The following is a 19,842-nucleotide window of genomic DNA, read 5'->3' on the forward strand; positions in this document are numbered from 1 at the left end:
CTGCCTCCATGCTGCACCTGCGTCTGATCACCCCGTCGGGCAGAACCGACGACGTGGTCGCCCTGATCGAGAACACCGTCGGCACCACCCACCTCGTGGTGGTGCCGGGGGCGGCCCGCAACCCGGCCGGCGATGTCGTGATGTGCGACGTGGCACGCGAAGCCGGCGACGAACTCCTCACCAAACTACAGGAGTTGGGCCTCGACGAGACCGGCTCGATCGCCGTGGAGAACATCGACCTGTCGCTCTCGCTGCGTGCCGACAAGGCCGAGGCGGAGGCGCCGGGCGAAGGCGCCGACGCGGTCCTGTGGGAGCACCTCACGGACGCCACCCACGAGGAGTCGACGCTCTCCGTCACCTATCTCGCGTTCATCACGCTCGCCACGATGATCGCGGCCTGCGGTGTGGTGCTCGACAACGCGGTCCTGATCGTGGGCGCGATGGCCGTGGGCCCGGAGTTCGGCCCCCTGGCCGGCGTCTGCACCTCGATCGTTCAGCGCGCTCCCCGCCTGGCCCTGCGCTCGCTGATCGCCCTGCTGGTCGGCTTCGCGGTGGCGATGGCGGCGACGGTGGGCTTCAGCCTCTTCATGGACGCGATCGACCTGTTCAGCAAGGAGCAACTGGAGGCCGACCGCCCCCAGACCGGCTTCGTCTACGCCCCCGACGCCTTCTCCTTCATCGTGGCCGTCCTGGCGGGCGCCGCCGGCACCCTCTCCCTGACCTCGGCGAAGTCCGGCGCCCTGGTGGGCGTGGCCATCTCGGTCACGACGGTCCCGGCAGCCGCCAACGCCGCCGTGGCCCTCAGCTTCGGCGACATGACACAGACCCGGGGCTCGACAGAACAACTCCTGCTGAACCTCCTGGGCATCATCCTGGCGGGCACCCTGACCCTGCTGGCCCAGAAATGGCTCTGGTCCAGACAACGCCAACGGGTCGACGCGACCTAGCGCGAGCGCCCTGCTCTCAAGGGCCCGACGCAACGGGTCGTCGCCACTGGCCACACGGCCGTCAAAGGCACCACGCAACGGGTCGACACCGCCGGCCACACGGCCTTCAGAGGCACGACGCAACGGTCAACACCGCCCAGGCGCAGCACCTTCAGGGGCGCGGGGAACCGCGCGACAAGCCACGACGCTGCCGCAGCCCGCAACACACAGAACCCCGCCCCGAACCCGCCCCGAAGACCGGCCCCGCCGCTTAACCCAGCGCCGACTTGACGACATCGGCCAACCGCCCGGCGACAGACCGAGCCTGGTCGATATCCGCGGCCTCGACCATCACGCGCACGAGCGGCTCGGTCCCGGAAGGCCGCAGCAGCACCCGCCCGGTGGCACCGAGTTCCCGCTCCGCCTCGCCGACGGCAGCCGCCAGCTCGGCGGAGTCCCCCACCCGCGACCTGTCGACGTCGGGCACATTGATCAGCACCTGCGGCAACCGCTCCATCACCGAGGCCAGCTCCCGCAGCGAACGCCCGCTCTCGGCGACCCGAGCCGCCAGCATCAGCCCCGTCAGCGTCCCGTCACCGGTCGTCGCGTGGTCGAGGATGATCACGTGCCCGGACTGCTCGCCGCCGAGCGCGTACCCGTGCTCCTTCATCTCCTCCAGCACATACCGGTCGCCGACGGCGGCCTGCACGAGCTGGATCCCCTCCCGCTCCATGGCCAGCTTGAAGCCGAGGTTGGACATGACGGTCGCGACAACGGTGTCGGACCGCAGCGCGCCCCGCTCCCGCATGGCCAGCGCGAGCACGGCGAGAATCTGGTCGCCGTCGACCTCGTCACCCGTGTGGTCCACGGCGAGGCACCGGTCGGCGTCCCCGTCGTGCGCGATGCCGAAGGCGGCCCCGTGCTCGATGACCGCGGCCTTCAGCTTGTCCAGGTGCGTGGACCCGCACCCGTCGTTGATGTTGAGCCCGTCCGGCTCGGCCCCGATGGTCACGATCTCCGCGCCGGCCCGCGTGAACGCCTCCGGCGACACCCGGGCGGCGGCGCCGTGCGCCTCGTCGAGGACGATCGTCAGCCCGTCCAGCCGGTTGGGCAGCACGGCGATGAGGTGCGCGACGTAGCGGTCGAAGCCCTCGTCGTACGTCCGCACGCGTCCGACGCCGCTGCCGGTCGGCCGGCTCCAGGGCGCGCCGGTGCGGTGCTCGTCGTAGACGGACTCGATCCTGCCCTCGAGCTCGTCGGCCAGCTTGTGGCCGCCGCGGGCGAAGAACTTGATGCCGTTGTCGGGCATGGCGTTGTGGCTGGCGGAGAGCATCACGCCGAGGTCGGCGCCCAGCACTCCGGTGAGATAGGCGACCGCGGGCGTCGGCAGCACGCCGACCTTCAGCACGTCCACGCCGGCGCTCGCCAGGCCTGCCACCACGGCGGCCTCCAGGAACTCCCCGGACGCGCGCGGGTCCCGTCCGACGACTGCCACCGGCCGGTGACCCTCGAACGTGCCCGCCTCGGCCAGCACATGCGCCGCCGCGACGGACAGGCCGAGCGCCATCTCCGCCGTCAGATCCGCGTTGGCGACACCGCGCACGCCGTCCGTGCCGAAGAGTCGTCCCACTTGTCCTCCTGAGGAAGCGTCAGTTTCAAAAGCCGTGCGGGTGCGTCGGACGATCGACCGATCAGTCGGTCGACGGCGGCTCCGCGTCCAGGCATTGGATGCCCTGAACATCCGATCACACAAGCCTTTGAGCACCTTGTGCCGTTATACGCCCACGGCTGCGAGAAAACGAACGCCCCGGCGACACTGTGGCGTGCCGCCGGGGCGTTCGGAGTACGTACGAGCGAACCGCGCGGGTCCGACCCGGAATACGTACGAGCAGGCAGCGAAGCCTAGCGCTTGCTGTACTGCGGGGCCTTGCGGGCCTTCTTGAGACCGGCCTTCTTGCGCTCGACCGCACGGTCGTCACGCGTGAGGAAGCCGGCCTTCTTGAGGGCGCCGCGGTTGTTGTCGACGTCGGCCTCGTTCAGCGCGCGGGCGACACCGAGACGGAGCGCACCGGCCTGACCGGAGACGCCGCCACCCGAGATACGGGCGATGACGTCGTAGCGGCCTTCGAGCTCGAGCACCTTGAAGGGCTCGTTGACTTCCTGCTGGTGCACCTTGTTCGGGAAGTAGTCCTCGAGGGTGCGACCGTTGATCTTCCACTTGCCGGTGCCCGGAACGATCCGGACGCGGGCGATGGCGTTCTTGCGGCGACCCAGGCCGGCGGCCGGCTGGGGCTCGCCGAAGCGGGAGGCCAGGGACTCCGAGGTGTACTCACCCTCGACGGGGACCTCGGACTCGGTGGTGTAGCTGTCGATGTCGACGAGCTCGGTCTCTTCGAGCGGCTGCTCGGCAGTGGTCTCGGCCACGGTTCTCCTCAGTTCTTTTCAGCTAGGGGTGTGGCCGGAATTACTGCGCGACCTGGGTGATCTCGAACGGCACGGGCTGCTGAGCCGCGTGCGGGTGCACGTCACCCTTGTAGACCTTCAGCTTCGACAGCATCTGACGGCCCAGCGTGTTCTTGGGGAGCATGCCCTTGACGGCCTTCTCGACGGCCTTCTCGGGGTTGTTCGCGAGAAGGTCGTCGTAGCGCACGGAGCGCAGACCGCCCGGGTACCCGGAGTGGCGGTACGCCATCTTCTGGGTCCGCTTGTTGCCGGAGAGGTGCACCTTGTCGGCGTTGATGATGATGACGAAGTCACCGGTGTCGACGTGGGGCGCGTAGATCGGCTTGTGCTTGCCCCGGAGGAGGGACGCGGCAGTGGTGGCGAGACGGCCCAGGACGATGTCCTGAGCGTCGATGACGTGCCACTGGCGCGTCACATCGCCGGGCTTGGGGCTGTACGTACGCACGGTTCGTAGCCTTCGCTTCTTCAGTGAATTGGTCCTGACAAGGTCACCGAAGACGATCACGACAGCCCAGACCGCACTGCGGTGACGCAAACCGCGTGCTGGTCGCTGGTCATCGGCCCGGTGGACCGGTGTAAGGGCCCGTCCCGTGAGAAGAGCAAGCCAATACACAACGAAGATGCAGGATACCCGCGTCTCGGGGGCCGGGTCAAAACGGGCCTGCCATCCGATCACACGTGAGCATGTCAGCCTGACCGGAACCCGCCCCCGGAAACCCCCTCCCGGAGTGGCCTGCGCCACACTACAGGTCGCGGCCTGCGAATATGCCGCACCAACCACCCGGAGATGTCACGTTTGCCCGCACTCGCGCCGGGAACACCGCGGACTTCGGCGCCGGTTGAGGCGGAACAGCATCCCCCGCTCCCCGTCTAAGATGCGGCCCATGAGCTATGGGCAGGGGGGACCTCAGTCCCAGTGGGATCCGTGGAAACCGAACTCCCAGCAGCCGTGGACCAGCGGTGATGACGGCAGGACCCCGGACTGGGCCGCGCTCGCGGAGGCGTCCGAGACGCGCAACAGACGCCGTCGGCTGTTCTTCATAGGCGGCGGCGTGCTCGCCACGGTCGCCATCGGCACCGCCGTGGCCATGGCCGTGGTGTCGGCGAACGGCAGCGACGAGGCGAACAAGCCGACTTCCTCAGTGCCCGCGACCGGCCTGCCGAGCGCGTCCACCACGCCCTCCTTCGCGCCGACCAGCGCCCCGCCCCCGCTGGACCCGAAGGAGTTCGTCGCCAGCAAGGCCAAGGACACCGCCCCCAACGGGCCGGACCTGCTCTTCCCCGGCACGCAGCTGACCATGGGATCGGCCGTGTACAAGAAGGGCCCCAAGGCCGACAGCACCACCTGCGCCACGGGCGTCCAGGGCACCCTGCCCAAGGTGCTCACCGCCAATGACTGCACCCGCCTCATGCGCATCACCTACACCAAGGGCAACATCGCGGTCACCGTCGGTGTGGCGGTCTTCGACACCGAGGCACAGGCCCTCAAGGTCAAGAGCCAGGCCGACAAGCAGAGCATCGTCAAGGCCCTCACCGGCGGGGACGTCAAGACCTTCTGCGACGGCGCGATCTGCCGCTCGACGACCAACTCCTACGGCCGGTACGCCTACTTCACCATCACCGGCTTCACGGACGCCAAGGACGTGACCACGAAGGACACGGCCGTCTTCGCCGCGGGCGACGACCTCGCGGAGTTCACCTTCCAGCGGATCCGCCAGCGCGGCGAGGCCCAGGCGTCGGCGGCGGCCGCGAACTGACCGCGGACGCCGACGCGGGGCCGGCAGGTCAGCAGCACCCGGCCCCGGGCAGCGTCCGCCTGTTGCGCGCCTCCTTGTTGCGTGCGGCGAGCAGCTCGTCGGTCGGGTAGCCGACCTCCTCCAGCGTCAGCCCGTGCGGCCGTACGACATGCACGGCCGAGTCCCGCACGCCCGCGGCCAGCACCTTCCCGGGCCACTCCGGCCCGCGGTGCCCGTCGCCGACGAACAGCAGCGCCCCGATCAGCGAACGCACCATGTTGTGGCAGAAGGCGTCGGCCCGGACGGTCGCGGTGACTACCCCGTCCTCGCCGCGCACCAGGCTCAGCTCCTGGAGCGTACGAATGGTCGTCGCGCCCTCCCGCCGTTTGCAGTAGGCGGCGAAGTCGTGCTCGCCGAGCAGCCGCCGGGCGGCCTCGTTCATGGCGTCGACGTCGAGCGGCCAGTCGTGCCAGAGGACGTGGCTGCGCAGCAGGGGGTCGACACCCCCCGGGTTGTCGGTGACCCGGTACGCGTAGCGCCGCCAGACCGCCGAGAACCGCGCGTTGAACCCGGTGGGCGCCTCCTCCAGGGACCAGATCCGCACATCCTTGGCGAGCCGCCCGGCGAGCCGCTTGAGCAGCTTCTCCCGGTGCTCGCTCCAGAGGTCCTCCGGCAGGTCGACGTGCGCCACCTGCCCGCGTGCGTGCACACCGGCGTCCGTCCGCCCGGCCACGGTCAGCTCGTACGTGGTCTCCCCCGACCGGGTCACGGTCCGCAGCGCGTCCTCGATCTCGCCCTGCACGGTCCGCCGTCCGCCGGCCTGCTTGGCCCACCCGGAGAACCCGCTCCCGTCGTACGAGAGGTCCATCCGCACCCGTACGAACCCGGGCTGTACTTCGTCACTCACTCCTGGATCCTCTCAAGCCTGCGACCTTCGGAGAACGCCTTCCGAAACGCCTCCGCGAACGCCTTCGGAAACGCCTTGGGAAACGCGGAACGGGCCCGCCCCGAAGGGCAGACCCGTCCACTGCGAGGCGATGCCTCAGGCGTCCTTGGACTCCTCGGCCGCAGCCTCGTCGGCCGGCTTGGCGTCCTCGACGGCCTCGTCCTTCTTGAGGCTGTCTTCCTTGACCGCACGCTTGGTGGCGGCCTCGGCCTCACCAGTGGCCTGCTGCGCGACGGTCAGCGCCTCGACCAGCTCGATGACGGCCATGGGCGCGTTGTCGCCACGACGGTTACCGATCTTGGTGATGCGGGTGTAGCCACCGGGGCGGTTCTCGTAGCGCGGGCCGATCTCGGTGAAGAGCGTGTGCACGATGCTCTTGTCCGTGATCACCTGGAGCACCTGACGACGGTTGTGAAGGTCGCCCTTCTTCGCCTTGGTGACCAGACGCTCGGCGTACGGACGCAGCTTGCGCGCCTTCGCCTCGGTGGTGGTGATGCGGCCGTGCTCGAACAGCGACTTCGCGAGGTTCGCGAGGAGCAGCTTCTCGTGCGCGGCGCTGCCGCCCAGACGGGCACCCTTGGTGGGCTTCGGCATGGTCTTTCTCCTAGGTGTCTGCCCCGGCCGTATCAGGTACCGGGGTCAGTATCCGAGCAGACGGTTGTCTGTCGAAGATCCAGACCCCCGGAGGGGCCTGGAAGGGGCGCGGGGAACTGCGCGACCGGCGATGACGGTCCCGCAGCCACATCCGGCCGGTTCGCGGAGCGACTAGTACTGCTCGGTCTCCACGAAACCCGCGTCCGCGTCGTCGTCCGCGCCGAACGCGTCCGCCGCGGCGGTGGGGTCGAATCCGGGCGGGCTGTCCTTGAGCGCGAGGCCCATGCCGGCCAGCTTCGCCTTGACCTCGTCGATGGACTTCGCACCGAAGTTACGGATGTCCAGCAGGTCGGCCTCGGACCGGGCGACGAGCTCACCCACGGAGTGGATGCCCTCACGCTTGAGGCAGTTGTACGACCGAACGGTGAGCTCGAGCTCCTCGATCGGCAGGGCGAGATCAGCGGCGAGAGCGGCGTCCGTGGGGGACGGGCCCATGTCGATGCCCTCGGCGTCGATGTTCAGCTCGCGGGCGAGACCGAACAGCTCGACCAGCGTCTTACCGGCGGAGGCCATGGCGTCACGGGGACGCATCGCCTGCTTGGTCTCGACGTCGACGATCAGCTTGTCGAAGTCGGTGCGCTGCTCGACACGCGTGGCCTCGACCTTGTACGTGACCTTGAGAACAGGCGAGTAGATCGAGTCGACCGGGACGCGCCCGATCTCCTGACCGAGCTGCTTGTTCTGCACGGCGGAGACGTAACCGCGACCGCGCTCGACGGTCAGCTCCATCTCCAGCTTGCCCTTGCCGTTGAGCGTGGCGAGGACGAGGTCGGGGTTGTGCACCTCGACACCGGCCGGGGGCGCGATGTCGGCGGCGGTGACCAGACCCGGACCCTGCTTGCGCAGGTACATCACGACCGGCTCGTCGTGCTCCGAGGAGACGACCAGCTGCTTGATGTTGAGGATCAGGTCGGTGACGTCCTCCTTGACGCCCGGCACGGTGGTGAACTCGTGCAGCACGCCGTCGATACGGATGGACGTGACCGCCGCACCCGGGATCGAGGACAGGAGGGTCCGGCGGAGGGAGTTTCCGAGGGTGTAACCGAAGCCCGGCTCCAGCGGCTCGATCACGAACCGGGAGCGGAACTCGTCGACGACCTCTTCGGTCAACGAGGGACGCTGAGCAATCAGCATGTTGCGATCCTTCAGTCATGGACGCCCGCTATTTGACGTCCTGCTGCTAATGCAAGGGTACGGGCGGCACGCCTCCGAGGAGACGTACCGCCCGGACCCCGGTCAAACCTGAGACAACCGTGCGTCAGACGCGGCGACGCTTGGGCGGGCGGCAGCCGTTGTGCGGGGTCGGGGTGACGTCCTGGATGGAGCCGACCTCGAGGCCCGTCGCCTGCAGGGAGCGGATGGCGGTCTCACGACCGGCGCCCGGGCCCTTGACGAAGACGTCGACCTTGCGCATGCCGTGCTCCTGCGCGCGACGGGCAGCCGACTCGGCGGCCATCTGCGCGGCGAACGGCGTGGACTTGCGCGAGCCCTTGAAACCGACGTGGCCGGCGGAGGCCCACGAGATCACGTTTCCGGCCGGGTCCGTGATGGACACGATCGTGTTGTTGAACGTGCTCTTGATGTGCGCCTGGCCGTGCGCGACGTTCTTCTTTTCCTTGCGGCGCACCTTCTTGGCAGCGCCCTGACGACCCTTGGGGGGCATCTACAAACTCCTACGGGGAGGTGGTCGGTCCTACAGCGAAGACCGCTGATGAAGCGTTGTCCCGCTGAGGACTACTTCTTGCCCGGCTTCTTCTTGCCGGCGATGGCGCGACGCGGGCCCTTGCGGGTACGAGCGTTCGTGCTGGTGCGCTGACCGCGGACAGGCAGACCACGACGGTGACGGAGACCCTGGTAGCAACCGATCTCGACCTTGCGGCGGATGTCGGCCTGGATCTCGCGACGAAGGTCACCCTCGGTCTTGATGTTGGCGTCCACGTACTCGCGGATCGCGACGAGCTGCTCCTCGGAGAGGTCGCGAACGCGGGTGTTCGGGTCGACGCCGGTCGCTGCCAGCGTCTCCTGGGAGAGGGTCCGGCCGATGCCGAACACGTAGGTGAGGGCGACCTCCACACGCTTTTCGCGCGGGATGTCGACACCGGAAACGCGTGCCATTCAATGGCTCCAGTTGATCTTCGGAGGTCTTCCGCAGAACCGTCTCCCACCCGCCGGCCTCCTCGTGTCACTCATCGAGCGACCGGGGATTAGGTACGGATGGGTCCCCGGCCTCCGAGCCGGGGGTATCAGGAGGGAGAACCCGCCTGGGATCTGCGTATGAACAAATTCAGCTCGCGTCGCGCGAAGTCTCTGCGATATCGATGCAGAGGGTGTGATCTGTAAGCGATCAGCCCTGGCGCTGCTTGTGGCGCGGGTTCTCGCAAATGACCATGACCCGACCGTGACGGCGGATCACCCTGCACTTGTCGCAGATCTTCTTGACGCTCGGCTTGACCTTCATTGGGTGAGGTTCTCCGGGTCAGTTGCCGACAGCCCCGAACGCCCGACCGGGCGCACGGAGACCTGGGCAAGATCTACTTGTAGCGGTAGACGATCCGGCCACGCGTCAGGTCGTACGGAGACAGCTCCACCACGACCCGGTCGTCAGGGAGGATGCGGATGTAGTGCATACGCATCTTGCCGCTGATGTGTGCCAGGACCTGGTGGCCGTTCTGGAGCTCGACCTTGAACATGGCGTTCGGAAGAGACTCGACGACAGTGCCCTCGATCTCGATGGCACCTTGCTTCTTGGCCACGCTTCGCCCTTCGAATCGACTACCTTGATCGACTCCCCTGCGTTTCCCCTAGGGGTGCATGCAGACATGCGGGTGCACGAGAGCCGACGAGTCAGTCTACGTCAGGCCCCCCGGAAACACGAATCCGGAAGTCTGCCCCACAGAGGAGATCCTTAAGCGAAGCCCCCGCCCCACAACGGGGTCCCAGCCCGTCCGACGTTTGAGGACGAGGCCGTGCAGGCCGACAGGGGCCCTGGGGGCACAGCCCCCAGGGCCGGGAAGGGAAGTGGCGGCGGGGGCGGGAAACCCCACAGCGCGCCCCGGGTGGGGCAACCTCAGGCGAGGGGGTCCGGCGCCGCCACGACCCCGTGCTCCGCCAGCTTCGCCTTGCCACCGTCGACAGCCGTCAGCACCAGCGGCCCGGCCTCCGTCAACGCCACCGAGTGCTCCCAGTGCGAGGACCACGTCCCGTCGGTCGTGATGACCGTCCAGTCGTCCTCGAGGACCTCGGTCCGCGGGGTGCCCAGGGACACCATCGGCTCGATGGCCAGGCAGAAGCCGGGAACCAGCTTCGGCCCCTTGCCCCGCCGCCGGTCGACGTAGTTCAGCAGATGGGGGTCCATGTGCATCTCGGTGCCGATGCCGTGGCCGCCGTAGTCCTCGACGATGCCGTAGCGCCCGCCGCCCGGCTTCGGCTGACGCCGGATGTACGTCTCGATCGCGCGGGAGACGTCGACCAGCCGGCCGCCCGTCTTCATGGCGGCGATGCCGGCCCACATCGACTCCTCGGTCACCCGGGAGAGCTCGATCAGCTCCGGAGCGTGCCCCGAGCCGACGAACGCCGTGTACGCCGCGTCACCGTGCCAGCCGTCGACGATCGCGCCGCAGTCGATGGAGATGATGTCGCCGTCCTTGAGGACGACCTCGTCGGAGGGGATGCCGTGCACCACCACGTCGTTCACCGAGGTGCAGATCGTCGCGGGGAAGCCGCCGTAGCCGAGGAAGTTCGACTTCGCGCCGTTCTCCGCCAGGACCTTACGGGCGACGTCGTCCAGGTCCTTCGTCGTCGCCCCCGGCACCGCAGCTTCGCGCGTGGCCGCGTGGATGGCGGCGACGACCAGCCCCGCCTCACGCATCTTGGCGATCTGCTCGGGGCTCTTGATCTGCACCATGGGGGGCCTGCGCTCTCCGTCACTCAGGTCGGTCGGGTTACGTATGCACACAACAGTACGGCCGTGGTGTCCCGAAGGACTCCACGGCCGTACGGGGAGCGACGACTACTGGTCGTCGCCCTCACGCTTCAGTGCGGCCAGCGCACGGGCGGTGACCTCTTCCACCGGGCCCATGGCCTCGATGGTCACGACCAGGCCCTGCGACTTGTAGTAGTCGATGATCGGCTCGGTCTGCGTGTGGTAGACCTCGAGCCGCGTGCGGACCGTCTCCTCGGAGTCGTCGTCCCGCTGGTACAGCTCGCCGCCGCAGACGTCACAGACGCCTTCCTTGGCGGCCTTCTTGTACGTCACGTGGAAGACGTGCGAGGAGTCGTTACGGCAGATGCGCCGGCCGGCGATCCGCTTGACGACCTCCTCCTCCGGGGCCTCCAGGTCCAGTACCGCGTCCAGCTTGATGCCCTCGATGGTGAGGAGCTCGTCGAGCGCCTCGGCCTGCGAGACGTTGCGCGGGAAACCGTCCAGCAGGAAGCCGCGCTCGGCGTCCGGCTGCTCCATGCGGTCCTTGGCCATGGCGATGGTGACCTCGTCGGGGACGAGGTTGCCGGCGTCCATGTAGGACTTCGCGAGTTTCCCGAGCTCCGTCTGCTGGCTGATGTTGGCGCGGAACAGGTCGCCCGTGGAGATGTGCGGAACGCGGAGCTTCTCGGCCAGACGTGTGGCCTGCGTTCCCTTTCCGGCGCCCGGCGGCCCGACGAGGACGATACGCATCAGCGGAGGAACCCTTCGTAATTGCGCTGCTGGAGCTGGCTCTCGATTTGCTTCACCGTCTCGAGACCGACACCCACGATGATCAGGATGCTGGTACCACCGAACGGGAAGTTCTGGCTTGCCCCGAAGCCAACCAACGCCATCGTCGGTACGAGAGCGATCAGACCCAGATACAGCGAACCCGGCCAGGTGATCCGGTTGAGTACGTAGGAGAGGTACTCAGCGGTCGGTCGGCCAGCCCGGATGCCCGGGATGAAGCCACCATACTTCTTCATGTTGTCGGCTACTTCCTCGGGGTTGAAGGAGATAGCCACGTAGAAGAACGCGAAGAAAACGATCAGCAGGAAGTACATGCTGATGTAGATCGGGTGGTCACCCTTGGTCAGGTTGGTCTCGATCCAGGTCTTCCAGCTGGAGGTTCCGCTGGAGAACTGGGCGACGAGAGCCGGGATGTAGAGCAGCGACGAGGCGAAGATGACCGGGATCACGCCGGCCTGGTTCACCTTCAGCGGGATGTACGTCGAGGTACCGCCGTAGGAACGGCGTCCGATCATGCGCTTCGCGTACTGCACGGGGATACGGCGCTGGGCCTGCTCGACGAAGACCACCAGACCGACCATGACCAGGCCGACCAGGATGACGGTGCCGAACTCGATCCAGCCGCCCGCGAGCGTGCCCGTCTTCTTGATGGCCCACAGGGCCGAGGGGAAGGTCGCGGCGATCGAGATGAACATCAGGATCGACATGCCGTTGCCGATACCGCGGTCGGTGATGAGCTCACCGAGCCACATGACCATGGCCGTACCGGCGGTCATGGTGATGACCATGACGATGGTGGTGAAGATCGCGCGGTCCGGGACGATGCTCGAGGCGACCGTGCAACCGGAGAACAGGGCGCCGCTGCGGGCGGTGGCCACCAGGCCGGTGCCCTGGAGAATGGCGAGCGCCACGGTGAGGTAGCGGGTGTACTGCGTGATCTTCGCGGTGCCGGCCTGGCCCTCCTTCTTGAGGGCTTCCAGACGCGGGATCACCACGGTCAGCAGCTGAAGGATGATGCTCGCGGTGATGTACGGCATGATGCCCAGCGCGAAAATGGTGATCTGGAGCAGCGCGCCGCCGCTGAACATGTTCACCAGACCGAAGAGGCCCTGGTTGCCGGACGCCTCGTCCACACACCGCTGAACGGACGTGTAGTCGACACCGGGGATCGGGATATGCGTTCCGAGCCGGTAGATCACGATGATGGCGAGCGTGAAGAGCAGCTTCTTGCGCAGGTCGGGCGTCCTGAACGCCCGGGCGAACGCGGTGAGCACGGTGCCTCCTGCGACCCCCGCGCGTCTGCGTCAAGGGTGACGGTCTTGAGGGTCCAATAAGAACAACGACAACGACAACGACATGTGTAACGGTCGACTGCCGCTCAAGGTGCCCCATGGGAAGCATCTTGTGAAAGTGGGCAGTGCAGGTCACCTTACCGGCGAGAGTACCGCCGTAGGAACGACCAACCGGGGATACCCCAAATGTGGGGTATCCCCGGTCGGGATCGTTCAGGTCATCGAGACGCCTGTGGTGTTCAGACGAGCTCGGTGACGGTACCGCCGGCGGCGGTGATCTTCTCCTTGGCGGAACCGGAGACGGCGTCGACCGTCACCTGGAGCGCCACGGAGATCTCGCCCTGTCCGAGGACCTTGACGAGGCTGTTCTTGCGAACGGCGCCCTTGGCGATGAGGCCCTCGACGGTGACCTCGCCACCCTCGGGGTACAGCGCCGCCAGCTTGTCGAGGTTCACGACCTGGAACTCGATCTTGAACGGGTTCTTGAAGCCCTTGAGCTTCGGGAGACGCATGTGGAGGGGCATCTGCCCACCCTCGAAGCGCTCCGGAACCTGGTAACGGGCCTTCGTGCCCTTGGTACCACGACCGGCCGTCTTACCCTTCGACGCCTCACCACGACCGACACGGGTCTTGGCGGTCTTGGCGCCCGGGGCGGGACGGAGGTTGTGGATCTTGAGCGGGTTGCTTTCCGCCATGATCAGTCGACCTCCTCAACCGTCACGAGGTGGCGGACGGTGTGCACCATTCCGCGGAACTCGGGGCGGTCCTCCTTGACGACCACGTCGTTCAGGCGCTTGAGCCCGAGCGAACGCAGCGTGTCGCGGTGGTTCTGCTTGCTGCCGATGTACGACTTCGTCTGCGTGATCTTGAGGCGGGCCATTACGCACCAGCCCCGGCACGCGCACGAAGCAGAGCCGCGGGAGCGACGTCCTCGAGGGGCAGACCGCGGCGGGCCGCGATCTCCTCGGGACGCTGCAGGCCCTTCAGGGCCTCCACGGTCGCGTGCACGATGTTGATCGCGTTCGACGAGCCGAGCGACTTCGACAGGATGTCGTGAACGCCGGCGCACTCGAGCACTGCACGCACCGGGCCACCGGCGATAACGCCGGTACCGGGGGAAGCAGGCTTGAGCAGGACGACGCCTGCGGCCTTCTCGCCCGTGATCGGGTGCGGGATGGTGCCCTGGATGCGGGGGACCTTGAAGAAGTGCTTCTTGGCCTCCTCAACACCCTTGGCGATGGCGGCCGGCACCTCCTTGGCCTTGCCGTAACCGACACCCACGGTGCCATCGCCATCGCCCACTACGACGAGCGCAGTGAAGCTGAAGCGACGACCACCCTTCACAACCTTGGCGACACGGTTGATCGCGACGACGCGCTCAACGTACGCGGTCTTCTCGGCGGCAGCAGCGCCGCCGTCACGGCCCTTCCGGTCCCGCCGCTCGCCGCCACCGGCACCGCTTCCGCGGCGCTGGGGTCCAGCCATTGGATTACCTCTCTCTTTTTCCGCTAGCTACGCAGCGACCTAGGTCGCTAGCGCGACGGGCGACTCAGAACTTGAGTCCGGCTTCGCGGGCGGCGTCCGCCAAGGCGGCGATGCGCCCGGCGTACTGGTTGCCACCACGGTCGAATACGACAGCCTCGACACCGGCGGCCTTGGCGCGCTCGGCGACCAGGGCGCCGACCGACTTGGCCTGCGCGGACTTGTCGCCCTCGCCGCCGCGGATCGTCGTGTCCAGGGTCGACGCCGACGCCAGGGTGTGACCCTTGATGTCGTCGATGACCTGAGCCACGATGTGGCGGTTCGAGCGCGTCACGACCAGGCGCGGACGCTCAGCCGTACCCGAGATGTGCTTACGGATCCGGATGTGGCGACGCTTGATCGCGGCACGCTTGTAAGCGTCGCCCTTGAGGATCTTCTGTCCGTATGCCATGGCTTACTTACCCGCCTTTCCGACCTTGCGGCGGATGACTTCGCCCTCGTACTTGACACCCTTGGCCTTGTACGGGTCGGGCTTGCGCAGCTTGCGGATGTTGGCCGCAACCTCGCCGACCTTCTGCTTGTCGATGCCCTCGACCGAGAACCGGGTGGGGTTCTCGACCTTGAAGGAGATTCCCTCGGGGGCCTCGACGGTGATCGGGTGGCTGTAACCGAGCGCGAACTCGAGGTTCGAGCCCTTCGCGGTCACGCGGTAACCGACACCACTGATCTCGAGCTTCTTCACGTAACCCTGGGTCACGCCGGTGATCATGTTCGCCACCAGCGTGCGGGACAGGCCGTGCAGGGCCTTGCTCTGACGCTCGTCGTTGGGGCGGGTGACGTTCAGAACGCCGTCCTCACCCTTGGCGATCTCGATCGGCGCAACGACGGTGTGGGTCAGCGAGCCCTTGGGGCCCTTGACCGAAACCGTCTGGCCGTCGATGGTGACGTCCACGCCGGCGGGAACCGTGATGGGGAGCTTGCCAATGCGCGACATAGCTGTTTCCTCCGTTCCCTTCCGCTACCAGACGTAGGCGAGAACTTCTCCGCCTACGCCCTTCTTGCCGGCCTGCTTGTCGGTGAGGAGACCGTGCGACGTGGAGATGATCGCCACGCCGAGGCCGCCCAGCACCTTGGGCAGGGAGGTGGACTTCGCGTAAACCCGGAGACCGGGCTTGGAGATCCGCTTGATGCCCGCAATGGAGCGCTCGCGGTTCGGGCCGAACTTGAGCTCGAGGGTGAGGTCCTTGCCGACCTCGGCGTCCTCGACCTTCCAGCCCGTGATGAAGCCCTCCTGCTGGAGGATCTCCGCGATGTGAGACTTGATCTTGGACGCCGGCATCGTCACGGAATCGTGGTACGCCGAGTTCGCGTTCCGCAGACGCGTCAGCATGTCTGCGATCGGATCAGTCATGGTCATGAATTGGCCTGTGGCCTCTCTCGCCGGGGTTTCCTGGTGCGCCATCCCTCTCCCCGATCCGAGACGGGACGGGTGCGGCGCGGTGGACCTACGGCGTAGTAAGTCGTACGGGCGTCAGGTGCCCAACCCTCCAAGCCTAAGCCATGAAGAGGTGGGCAACTGACACACCCATTGCTTACCGAGAGCCTCTGGAACCCCTAAAAGGGGGTTTACCAGGAGCTCTTGGTCACGCCCGGCAGCTCGCCGCGGTGAGCCATCTCACGAAGGCACACACGGCAGAGGCCGAACTTGCGGTACACGGAGTGGGGACGGCCGCAACGCTGGCAGCGGTTGTACGCGCGCACAGCGAACTTGGGCTTACGAGCAGCCTTTGCGATCAGAGCCTTCTTCGCCATCTCGCTCACGCCTCCTTGAAGGGGAAGCCGAGGTGACGAAGGAGCGCACGGCCCTCAGCGTCGTTGGTCGCCGTGGTGACCACGGTGATGTCCATACCCCGGACACGGTCGATCTTGTCCTGGTCGATCTCGTGGAACATGACCTGCTCCGTGAGACCGAAGGTGTAGTTGCCACGGCCGTCGAACTGCTTGGGGGACAGACCACGGAAGTCGCGGATGCGCGGAAGCGCGAGCGACAGGGTGCGGTCCAGGAACTCCCACATGCGGTCGCCACGAAGCGTGACGTGGGCACCGATCGGCTGACCCTCACGCAGCTTGAACTGCGCGATGGACTTGCGGGCCTTGGTGACGGCCGGCTTCTGACCGGTGATCGTGGTGAGGTCGCGAATGGCGCCATCGATCAGCTTGGAGTCGCGGGCGGCGTCGCCCACACCCATGTTGACCACGATCTTGACGAGGCCGGGGATCTGCATGACGTTCTCGTAGGAGAACTCCTCACGCAGCTTGCCCGCGATCTCCTCGCGGTACTTCGTCTTGAGACGCGGAGTGGTGGTGGTAGCCATCAGATGTCCTCACCCGTCCGCTTGGCAACGCGGATCTTGTTGCCCTCGTCGTCGAAGCGGTAACCGACACGCGTGACGACCTTGTTGCCGTCCTTCTCAACGACCAGCTGGACGTTGGAGACGTGGACGGGCGCCTCGGTCGTGACGATGCCGCCGGCCTGCGAACCCTTTGCGGTCGGGCCGGCCTTGGTGTGCTTCTTGACCCGGTTGACACCCTCGACCAGGACGCGGTCCTCACGGGGGAAGGCCGCGATGACCTTGCCCTGCTTGCCCTTGTCCTTACCGGTGATGACCTGAACCAGGTCGCCCTTCTTGATCTTCATGCTTACAGCACCTCCGGAGCCAGCGAGATGATCTTCATGAACTTCTTCTCGCGCAGCTCCCGGCCGACCGGGCCGAAGATACGGGTGCCACGAGGGTCGCCGTCGTTCTTCAGAATGACAGCGGCGTTCTCGTCGAAGCGGATGTACGAGCCGTCCGGACGGCGACGCTCCTTGACGGTGCGAACGATGACCGCCTTGATGACGTCACCCTTCTTCACGTTGCCGCCGGGGATCGCGTCCTTGACGGTGGCGACGATGACGTCACCGATGCCCGCGTAGCGGCGACCGGAGCCACCGAGCACACGGATGCAAAGGATTTCCTTCGCACCAGTGTTGTCGGCGACGCGAAGTCGCGACTCCTGCTGGATCACGTCTATCTCCTGTGTGTCTGCCGGTTCCCCGCAGGGGCCTCGTGAGAGGACCCCTGCGGAGCCTGGCGGAACTGTCCTGCGAGGGATGCCCCGCAGGCCGACTTACTGGAATTCCCTTGCGGGAATTACCTACTTGGCCTTCTCGAGGATCTCGACGACGCGCCAGCGCTTCGTGGCGGACAGCGGCCGGGTCTCCGCGAGGAGGACACGGTCACCGACGCCCGCGGCGTTCTGCTCGTCGTGAGCCTTGAGCTTGTTCGTACGGCGGATGACCTTGCCGTACAGCGCGTGCTTCACACGGTCCTCGACGGCGACGACGACGGTCTTGTCCATCTTGTCGCTGACGACGAGACCCTCACGGGTCTTGCGGAATCCGCGCGCCTCAGTGGTGTTCTCGGTCACGTTGCTCTCGCTCATCAGGCGCTCTCCACCGTCTCGATGCCCAGCTCGCGCTCACGCATCAGGGTGTAGATCCGCGCGATGTCCTTACGGACGGCCTTCAGCCGACCGTGGTTCTCGAGCTGACCCGTCGCCGCCTGGAAGCGGAGGTTGAACAGCTCTTCCTTGGCTTCGCGGAGCTTGTTGAGAAGCTCCTCGTCACCCAGTTCGCGCAGCTCGGACGCCTTGGTACCGGCCGACATCACGCTTCACCTGCCTCGCGCTTGACGATCCGGCACTTCATCGGCAGCTTGTGGGCTGCGCGAGTGAGGGCCTCACGGGCGATCTTCTCGTTGGGGTAGGACAGCTCGAACATGACCCGGCCCGGGTGCACGTTCGCGATCCACCACTCGGGAGAACCCTTACCGGAACCCATGCGGGTCTCGGCAGGCTTCTTCGTGAGCGGGCGGTCCGGGTAGATGTTGATCCAGACCTTGCCACCACGCTTGATGTGGCGGGTCATCGCGATACGGGCCGCCTCGATCTGGCGGTTGGTCACGTACGCCGGCGTGAGGGCCTGAATGCCGTACTCGCCGAACGAGACCGTCGTACCGCCCTTGGCCTGACCACGGCGCTTCGGGTGGTGCTGCTTGCGGTGCTTGACCCTACGGGGGATCAGCATTTCGGTCAGGCCTCCGTTCCGGTGCTCTCAGCCGGAGCGGCAGCCGGAGCGTCGGCCTTGGGGGCCTCGGCAGCGGGAGCCGTCTGCGGCTTGCGACCGCGACCGCCACGCTCGCCACCGCGGCCACCACGGGCCGGGCGGTCGGCGCCGCCACGGGCCGGGCGGTTGCCGGCGCGGGCAGCAGCGTTCTCGGCGCGGACCTCGGCGATGTTCTTGACATCGCCCTTGTAGATCCAGACCTTCACGCCGATGCGGCCGAAGGTCGTCTTGGCCTCGAAGAAGCCGTAGTCCACGTTCGCGCGGAGCGTGTGCAGGGGCACACGGCCCTCGCGGTAGAACTCCGAGCGGGACATCTCGGCGCCACCGAGGCGGCCACCGCACTGGATCTTGATGCCCTTGGCGCCCGCCTTCATCGCCGACTGCATGCTCTTACGCATGGCGCGACGGAAGGAGACGCGGGAGGAGAGCTGCTCGGCGACGGCCTGAGCCACCAGCTGAGCGTCGACCTCGGGGTTCTTGACCTCGAGGATGTTCAGCTGGACCTGCTTCTTGGTCAGCTTCTCCAGGTCGCCGCGAATACGGTCGGCCTCGGCGCCGCGGCGGCCGATGACGATGCCCGGACGCGCGGTGTGGATGTCGACGCGGACCCGGTCACGGGTGCGCTCGATCTCCACCTTCGAGATACCGGCGCGCTCCATGCCGGACGTCATCATCCGACGGATGGCGACGTCCTCGCCGACGTATTCCTTGTAAGACTTGTCGGCGTACCAACGGGACTTGAAGTCCGTGGTGATGCCGAGCCGGAACCCATGCGGGTTAACCTTCTGGCCCATTACCGGGTTCCTTCCTTACTGCTGACGACCACGGTGATGTGGCTGGTCCGCTTGCGGATCCGGTAGGCACGGCCCTGTGCACGCGGACGGAACCGCTTCAGGGTCGGACCCTCGTCGACGTACGCCTCGGAAATGAAGAGGCTGTCGGCGTCAGTGTGGTCGTAGTTGTGCGCGGCGTTGGCAATGGCGCTGTCCAGCACCTTGCCGACCGGCACGCTCGCGGCCTGCGGGGCGAAACGCAGGACCGCCTGAGCCTCCGTGGCGTCCATGCCACGGATAAGGTCCACCACCCGGCGGGCCTTCATGGGCGTGACGCGGATGTACCGCGCCTGGGCCCTGGCTTCCATGGTTGTCCTTCCAGTGTCTGTCATGGTCATTCCACCCCGCGTTAGCGGCGCTTCGACTTCCGGTCGTCCTTGACGTGACCCCGGAAGGTGCGCGTCGGCGAGAACTCGCCGAGCTTGTGGCCGACCATCGACTCGGTGACAAACACCGGAATGTGGGTCTTGCCGTTGTGCACCGCGATCGTGTGACCCAGCATGGCCGGGATGATCATCGAGCGACGGGACCAGGTCTTGATGACGTTCTTGGAACCGGCTTCGTTCTGGGCGTCCACCTTCTTTACGAGGTGTCCGTCGACGAAGGGCCCCTTCTTGAGACTGCGCGGCAT

Annotated in this window: 31 protein-coding genes; 2 read left to right on the forward strand and 29 right to left on the reverse strand. The window is 66.8% G+C overall.

Going from position 1 to position 19,842, the window contains the following annotated elements; translation table 11 throughout:
• Positions 1–8 precede the first annotated feature (8 nt).
• Positions 9–947, forward strand: coding sequence for a DUF389 domain-containing protein (locus QQM72_RS34280; RefSeq protein ID WP_314224733.1), 939 nt, complete (start codon positions 9–11; stop codon positions 945–947).
• A gap of 250 nt (positions 948–1,197) precedes the next feature.
• On the opposite strand, the gene glmM is transcribed toward QQM72_RS34280, so the two are convergent.
• From glmM to rplM, 3 genes are all read right to left on the reverse strand, one after another.
• Positions 1,198–2,556, reverse strand: a complete 1,359-nt coding sequence (gene glmM / locus QQM72_RS34285) for a phosphoglucosamine mutase (RefSeq protein WP_314224734.1) — start codon at positions 2,554–2,556, stop codon at positions 1,198–1,200.
• A gap of 272 nt (positions 2,557–2,828) precedes the next feature.
• Entirely contained in the window at positions 2,829–3,350 is a 522-nt protein-coding gene (rpsI, locus tag QQM72_RS34290) for a 30S ribosomal protein S9 (protein ID WP_020132188.1), read from the reverse strand.
• A 40-nt stretch (positions 3,351–3,390) separates the two neighbouring features.
• A complete protein-coding gene (gene rplM, locus QQM72_RS34295; RefSeq protein ID WP_020132189.1) occupies positions 3,391–3,834 on the reverse strand; it encodes a 50S ribosomal protein L13 in 444 nt (147 codons plus the stop codon).
• A 439-nt stretch (positions 3,835–4,273) separates the two neighbouring features.
• Between rplM and QQM72_RS34300 the strand changes: the two genes are divergently transcribed.
• A complete protein-coding gene (locus QQM72_RS34300; RefSeq protein ID WP_314224735.1) occupies positions 4,274–5,146 on the forward strand; it encodes a hypothetical protein in 873 nt (290 codons plus the stop codon).
• 28 nt (positions 5,147–5,174) lie between these two features.
• Here QQM72_RS34300 and truA read toward each other — a convergent pair whose 3' ends face one another.
• The 26 genes from truA to rpsS all read right to left on the reverse strand — a co-directional run bounded on the left by truA (position 5,175) and on the right by rpsS (position 19,842).
• Positions 5,175–6,032 carry a tRNA pseudouridine(38-40) synthase TruA gene (truA, locus tag QQM72_RS34305; protein WP_314224736.1) on the reverse strand — a complete coding sequence of 286 codons (858 nt, stop codon included), beginning with the start codon at positions 6,030–6,032 and terminating at the stop codon, positions 5,175–5,177.
• A 135-nt stretch (positions 6,033–6,167) separates the two neighbouring features.
• On the reverse strand, positions 6,168–6,665 hold the full coding sequence (gene rplQ / locus QQM72_RS34310) for a 50S ribosomal protein L17 (protein WP_020132192.1): 498 nt from the start codon (positions 6,663–6,665) through the stop codon (positions 6,168–6,170).
• Positions 6,666–6,836: 171 nt separating this feature from the next.
• Positions 6,837–7,859 carry a DNA-directed RNA polymerase subunit alpha gene (locus QQM72_RS34315; protein ID WP_081553201.1) on the reverse strand — a complete coding sequence of 341 codons (1,023 nt, stop codon included), beginning with the start codon at positions 7,857–7,859 and terminating at the stop codon, positions 6,837–6,839.
• Between the two features lie 124 nt (positions 7,860–7,983).
• The gene (gene rpsK, locus QQM72_RS34320; protein WP_010354218.1) at positions 7,984–8,388 is read right to left on the reverse strand and encodes a 30S ribosomal protein S11; all 405 of its coding nucleotides are present in this window, start codon (positions 8,386–8,388) and stop codon (positions 7,984–7,986) included.
• A 71-nt stretch (positions 8,389–8,459) separates the two neighbouring features.
• Positions 8,460–8,840: a 30S ribosomal protein S13 gene (rpsM, locus tag QQM72_RS34325; RefSeq protein ID WP_020132619.1), complete on the reverse strand. Its 381-nt coding sequence runs from the start codon at positions 8,838–8,840 to the stop codon at positions 8,460–8,462.
• Positions 8,841–9,069: 229 nt separating this feature from the next.
• The gene (gene rpmJ / locus QQM72_RS34330) at positions 9,070–9,183 is read right to left on the reverse strand and encodes a 50S ribosomal protein L36 (protein ID WP_003998809.1); all 114 of its coding nucleotides are present in this window, start codon (positions 9,181–9,183) and stop codon (positions 9,070–9,072) included.
• 73 nt (positions 9,184–9,256) lie between these two features.
• Complete coding sequence (gene infA, locus QQM72_RS34335) at positions 9,257–9,478, reverse strand: translation initiation factor IF-1 (RefSeq protein ID WP_003948620.1); 222 nt, start codon at positions 9,476–9,478, stop codon at positions 9,257–9,259.
• 314 nt (positions 9,479–9,792) lie between these two features.
• On the reverse strand, positions 9,793–10,629 hold the full coding sequence (gene map, locus QQM72_RS34340) for a type I methionyl aminopeptidase (protein ID WP_310432201.1): 837 nt from the start codon (positions 10,627–10,629) through the stop codon (positions 9,793–9,795).
• Positions 10,630–10,734: 105 nt separating this feature from the next.
• Positions 10,735–11,397 (reverse strand): adenylate kinase, encoded by a 663-nt coding sequence (locus QQM72_RS34345; RefSeq protein WP_171398931.1) that lies wholly within the window; start codon positions 11,395–11,397, stop codon positions 10,735–10,737.
• Positions 11,397–12,710 carry a preprotein translocase subunit SecY gene (secY, locus tag QQM72_RS34350; RefSeq protein ID WP_314224737.1) on the reverse strand — a complete coding sequence of 438 codons (1,314 nt, stop codon included), beginning with the start codon at positions 12,708–12,710 and terminating at the stop codon, positions 11,397–11,399. Before secY ends, QQM72_RS34345 begins: the two co-directional genes overlap by 1 nt.
• 257 nt (positions 12,711–12,967) lie before the next feature.
• Positions 12,968–13,423, reverse strand: a complete 456-nt coding sequence (gene rplO, locus QQM72_RS34355) for a 50S ribosomal protein L15 (protein ID WP_020132623.1) — start codon at positions 13,421–13,423, stop codon at positions 12,968–12,970.
• 2 nt (positions 13,424–13,425) lie between these two features.
• Positions 13,426–13,608: a 50S ribosomal protein L30 gene (gene rpmD / locus QQM72_RS34360; protein ID WP_005313525.1), complete on the reverse strand. Its 183-nt coding sequence runs from the start codon at positions 13,606–13,608 to the stop codon at positions 13,426–13,428.
• A complete protein-coding gene (rpsE, locus tag QQM72_RS34365) occupies positions 13,608–14,213 on the reverse strand; it encodes a 30S ribosomal protein S5 (protein WP_020132624.1) in 606 nt (201 codons plus the stop codon). Before rpsE ends, rpmD begins: the two co-directional genes overlap by 1 nt.
• A gap of 64 nt (positions 14,214–14,277) precedes the next feature.
• A complete protein-coding gene (gene rplR, locus QQM72_RS34370) occupies positions 14,278–14,661 on the reverse strand; it encodes a 50S ribosomal protein L18 (RefSeq protein WP_020132625.1) in 384 nt (127 codons plus the stop codon).
• A gap of 3 nt (positions 14,662–14,664) precedes the next feature.
• Positions 14,665–15,204: a 50S ribosomal protein L6 gene (gene rplF / locus QQM72_RS34375; RefSeq protein WP_057602881.1), complete on the reverse strand. Its 540-nt coding sequence runs from the start codon at positions 15,202–15,204 to the stop codon at positions 14,665–14,667.
• A 24-nt stretch (positions 15,205–15,228) separates the two neighbouring features.
• Entirely contained in the window at positions 15,229–15,627 is a 399-nt protein-coding gene (rpsH, locus tag QQM72_RS34380; RefSeq protein ID WP_028807312.1) for a 30S ribosomal protein S8, read from the reverse strand.
• A 209-nt stretch (positions 15,628–15,836) separates the two neighbouring features.
• Positions 15,837–16,022 carry a type Z 30S ribosomal protein S14 gene (locus QQM72_RS34385; protein WP_030890724.1) on the reverse strand — a complete coding sequence of 62 codons (186 nt, stop codon included), beginning with the start codon at positions 16,020–16,022 and terminating at the stop codon, positions 15,837–15,839.
• 5 nt (positions 16,023–16,027) lie between these two features.
• Positions 16,028–16,585, reverse strand: a complete 558-nt coding sequence (gene rplE / locus QQM72_RS34390; RefSeq protein ID WP_307661676.1) for a 50S ribosomal protein L5 — start codon at positions 16,583–16,585, stop codon at positions 16,028–16,030.
• Positions 16,585–16,908: a 50S ribosomal protein L24 gene (gene rplX, locus QQM72_RS34395; protein WP_006376030.1), complete on the reverse strand. Its 324-nt coding sequence runs from the start codon at positions 16,906–16,908 to the stop codon at positions 16,585–16,587. Before rplX ends, rplE begins: the two co-directional genes overlap by 1 nt.
• Positions 16,909–16,910: 2 nt before the next feature.
• Complete coding sequence (rplN, locus tag QQM72_RS34400; protein ID WP_003992364.1) at positions 16,911–17,279, reverse strand: 50S ribosomal protein L14; 369 nt, start codon at positions 17,277–17,279, stop codon at positions 16,911–16,913.
• A 129-nt stretch (positions 17,280–17,408) separates the two neighbouring features.
• On the reverse strand, positions 17,409–17,696 hold the full coding sequence (gene rpsQ / locus QQM72_RS34405) for a 30S ribosomal protein S17 (RefSeq protein WP_057602880.1): 288 nt from the start codon (positions 17,694–17,696) through the stop codon (positions 17,409–17,411).
• Complete coding sequence (gene rpmC / locus QQM72_RS34410; RefSeq protein WP_005481220.1) at positions 17,696–17,920, reverse strand: 50S ribosomal protein L29; 225 nt, start codon at positions 17,918–17,920, stop codon at positions 17,696–17,698. The genes rpsQ and rpmC overlap by 1 nt, the downstream gene beginning before the upstream one ends.
• Positions 17,920–18,339, reverse strand: coding sequence for a 50S ribosomal protein L16 (gene rplP, locus QQM72_RS34415; RefSeq protein ID WP_006140905.1), 420 nt, complete (start codon positions 18,337–18,339; stop codon positions 17,920–17,922). The genes rpmC and rplP overlap by 1 nt, the downstream gene beginning before the upstream one ends.
• A 5-nt stretch (positions 18,340–18,344) precedes the next feature.
• On the reverse strand, positions 18,345–19,172 hold the full coding sequence (rpsC, locus tag QQM72_RS34420; protein WP_314224738.1) for a 30S ribosomal protein S3: 828 nt from the start codon (positions 19,170–19,172) through the stop codon (positions 18,345–18,347).
• Positions 19,172–19,519, reverse strand: a complete 348-nt coding sequence (rplV, locus tag QQM72_RS34425) for a 50S ribosomal protein L22 (RefSeq protein ID WP_003974262.1) — start codon at positions 19,517–19,519, stop codon at positions 19,172–19,174. The genes rpsC and rplV overlap by 1 nt, the downstream gene beginning before the upstream one ends.
• A 41-nt stretch (positions 19,520–19,560) precedes the next feature.
• Complete coding sequence (rpsS, locus tag QQM72_RS34430) at positions 19,561–19,842, reverse strand: 30S ribosomal protein S19 (protein ID WP_020132632.1); 282 nt, start codon at positions 19,840–19,842, stop codon at positions 19,561–19,563.

Origin of the sequence: Streptomyces zaehneri (assembly GCF_032248645.1) — a bacterium.
Classification (GTDB): Bacteria; Actinomycetota; Actinomycetes; order Streptomycetales; family Streptomycetaceae; genus Streptomyces; species Streptomyces coriariae.